The 2,919-nt window shown below is 74.3% G+C and carries 3 protein-coding genes; all 3 read left to right on the forward strand.

Annotated elements, in window-relative coordinates:
* Positions 1-1,438: 3-hydroxybutyrate oligomer hydrolase family protein (locus ACSNOD_RS30135; protein ID WP_436770255.1), on the forward strand; the 1,438-nt coding region annotated here is incomplete at its 5' end.
* A 131-nt stretch (positions 1,439-1,569) separates the two neighbouring features.
* Entirely contained in the window at positions 1,570-2,097 is a 528-nt protein-coding gene (locus ACSNOD_RS30140) for a protein kilB (RefSeq protein ID WP_436770256.1), read from the forward strand.
* A 114-nt stretch (positions 2,098-2,211) separates the two neighbouring features.
* Positions 2,212-2,919, forward strand: a 708-nt coding sequence (locus ACSNOD_RS30145; protein ID WP_436770257.1) for an SDR family NAD(P)-dependent oxidoreductase, incomplete at its 3' end; no start/stop codon positions are given.

Consider the following 2,919-nt stretch of genomic DNA (forward strand, 5'->3'; position numbering starts at 1 on the left):
CGGCCCCGCCCGCACCCGCCGGAGGCCCGGCACAGCGACCGGAGCCGCGATCGTCCTGACCGTCCTGGCCGGCCTCACCGCCCTCACCGCCGCCCCCGCCGACGCGACCGGAGCGCGGGACGACGCCCCGACCCGCGGGCACTGCACCCGTATCCACCGGCTCCATGTCCCCGGCGCCGAACACCAGCGCAGCGCCTGCCTCGCGGAGCTGACCACCGCCGGCACCGTGGCCTCCGGCCACACCGATCAGGCCGACTGGGCCGGCCTGACGCCGAAAGACCTGCCCGCCCCCCGCAGAGTGCCCGGCATCCAGATCGACGGATACTTCCCCGACACCTCCGCCACCAACACCAACCACGGCTGGAAGCACGACGCCCAGTTCGTCATCCGGTTGCCCGACCGGTGGAACGGCCAACTGGTGATCTCCGGCTCTCCCGGGACCCGCGAGCAGTACGCCAACGACCGCGCCATCGGCGACTGGGTCCTCGCCCGCGGCTACGCCTTCGCCGCCACGGACAAGGGCAACACGGGGGTTGGGTTCTTCCGCGACGGAGCCGAACCCGGTGACGCCGTCGCGGAGTGGAACGAGCGCGTCACCCAACTCACCGGAGCCGCCCGCCGCACCGTCGCCCAGCGGTACGGGCGGCCCCCGGCCCGGACGCTGGTGACCGGCATCTCCAACGGCGGCTACCTCGTCCGCTGGCAGCTGGAGAACCATCCGGAGCTGTACGACGGGGGAGTGGACTGGGAAGGCACCCTGTGGCGCGCGGAAGGGCCGAATCCGCTCACCTTCCTGCCGCCCGCGCTCCGCGCCTACCCCGCCTACGAGGCGGGCGGCGACGGCGCGGAACGAGCCCGCCAGGAGATGCTCGCCGCGGGCTTCCCCGCGGGATCGGAATTCCTCTGGCCGCACCACCACCAGGTCTACTGGGACCTGACCCAGCGCGCCGTCCGTGAGGAGTTCGACCCCCTCTTCGACGGGCCGACGGAGGCGGGCACACCGTTCTGCGCACCCGGAACCCCCGGCTGCGACGCCGACTACGATTACGCCGCGCGGCCGGACGACGTACGACGGGCCGTTCGGAAGGTCGCGCTGACCGGGCGCATCGGCAAGCCGCTGATCACCCTGCACGGCACGCTGGACGCCCTGCTGCCCATCGGCCGCGACTCCGACGTCTACGCCGGCCTGGTCCGGGCCGCGGGCCGGGGACAGCTCCACCGCTACTACCGCGTCGACGGCGGCACCCATCTCGACTCGCTCTTCGACGCCTTCCCGGACCGACTGCGGCCGCTGCTGCCCTGCCACCGCAGCGCGTTCACCGCGCTGGAGAGGTGGCTCGACCGCGGACAGCAGCCGCCTCCCAGCCACACGGTGCCCAGGCCCGCGGGCAAAGACCCCGCCGCGCTGGTCACCACCTGCCCGTTGACGGGCAAGTAGCCACGCCGGCGGACCGGGGGCGGGCGAGCGGCAGGCTTACGGGCCGGGGCAGCGGCGGACCGGCGGACCGGCTGCCGCTCCCCTCGCCCGCCGGCCACGGCCGGTTGTGGCCAAAGGTGTTGAGCCGCAGGATGTTCCGGACGCGACGCTGGTGGGAGGCGGCCGGACCGGTCGGCGTCACCACCGGCGCCAGGGAGGACTTCTCGATGTGGCCCAGCATCATCGCCGTGGCCGGCACACTGCTCGGCGGCGCGCTGACCGGACTGCTCCAGATGAGAATCGAGCGGAGCGCTCGGCGGGCCGCGCGCGCCGACCGGAGAGAGGAAGCGCTGCGTACGGCGCTGGCCGAGCTGGTGGCCGCCCTCGGCGACCACCGGCGGGCCCTGTGGCACCGCGAATCCCTGCGCCTGGACGGCGCGAGCCAGGAAGCCGTCGAGGCGGCCCGCGCGGCCTCCCACGCCACCCGCTCCGCCGTGAGCGGCCCGCTCGTCGCGGTCTCCGTCCTCGAACCGTCCCTCGCCGAACCGGCCCGCAAGGCCGCCCTGGCCGCGTTCGACCTGCGCAACGCCGCGGACCACACCGTCCTCGCCGCCCGCCGCGAGGCCGCCATCACCGCGACCGACGACCTGATCGCCGCCGCGGGTCACGCCCTGGCCTGATCACCGCGGCGGCGGCCCCCGGGGCCCCATGGCGGTGCCCGCCACCCCGGGCCCTCCCACTGTGGTGGTCACAGCCATGGGTGGCCCGGCCGTGAGTCTCTAACGTTTCCGGCCATGACGAGCCGACAGGACCCAGGACGCGTCACAGGCGCCCCGCACCCGGACCTCGTGGGGCGCACCGCCATGGTCACCGGTGCGGGCAGCGGCATCGGGCGGGCCTGCGCCCGGGCGCTGGCCGCCGCCGGAGCGCTGGTGCACGTGGTGGACCGTGACGCGCAAGCGGCCAAGGAAGTCGCCGCGGCGGTCGGCGGACACCCCCACCCGGTGGACCTCGCCGACCCCCAGGCCATCGCGGAGCTGCCGACCGCCGTGGACATCCTGGTCAACAACGCCGGGCTGCAGCACGTGGCCGCGATCGAGGCGTTTCCCCCCGACCGCTTCGAGCTCATCCAGAAGGTCATGGTCACCGCCCCGTTCCTGCTGCTGCGGCACTGCCTGCCGCACATGTACCGAGGCGCCTGGGGCCGGGTGGTGAACATCTCCAGCGTGCACGGCCTGCGCGCCAGCGCCTTCAAGTCCGCGTACGTCGCCGCCAAGCACGGCCTGGAGGGGCTCAGCAAGGTCGCCGCCCTCGAAGGCGCCGCACACGGCGTGACCAGCAACTGCGTCAACCCCGGCTATGTGCGCACCCCTCTGGTGGAGGACCAGATCGCCGCCCAGGCCGCCGCGCACGGCGTCCGGCCGGAGGACGTCGTCGCCGACGTCCTGCTGGAGCGCTCGGCGGTCAAACGGCTCATCGAACCCGAAGAGGTCGCCGCCGTC

This window comes from Streptomyces sp. URMC 123 (genome assembly GCF_051386515.1).
GTDB lineage: Bacteria > Actinomycetota > Actinomycetes > Streptomycetales > Streptomycetaceae > Streptomyces.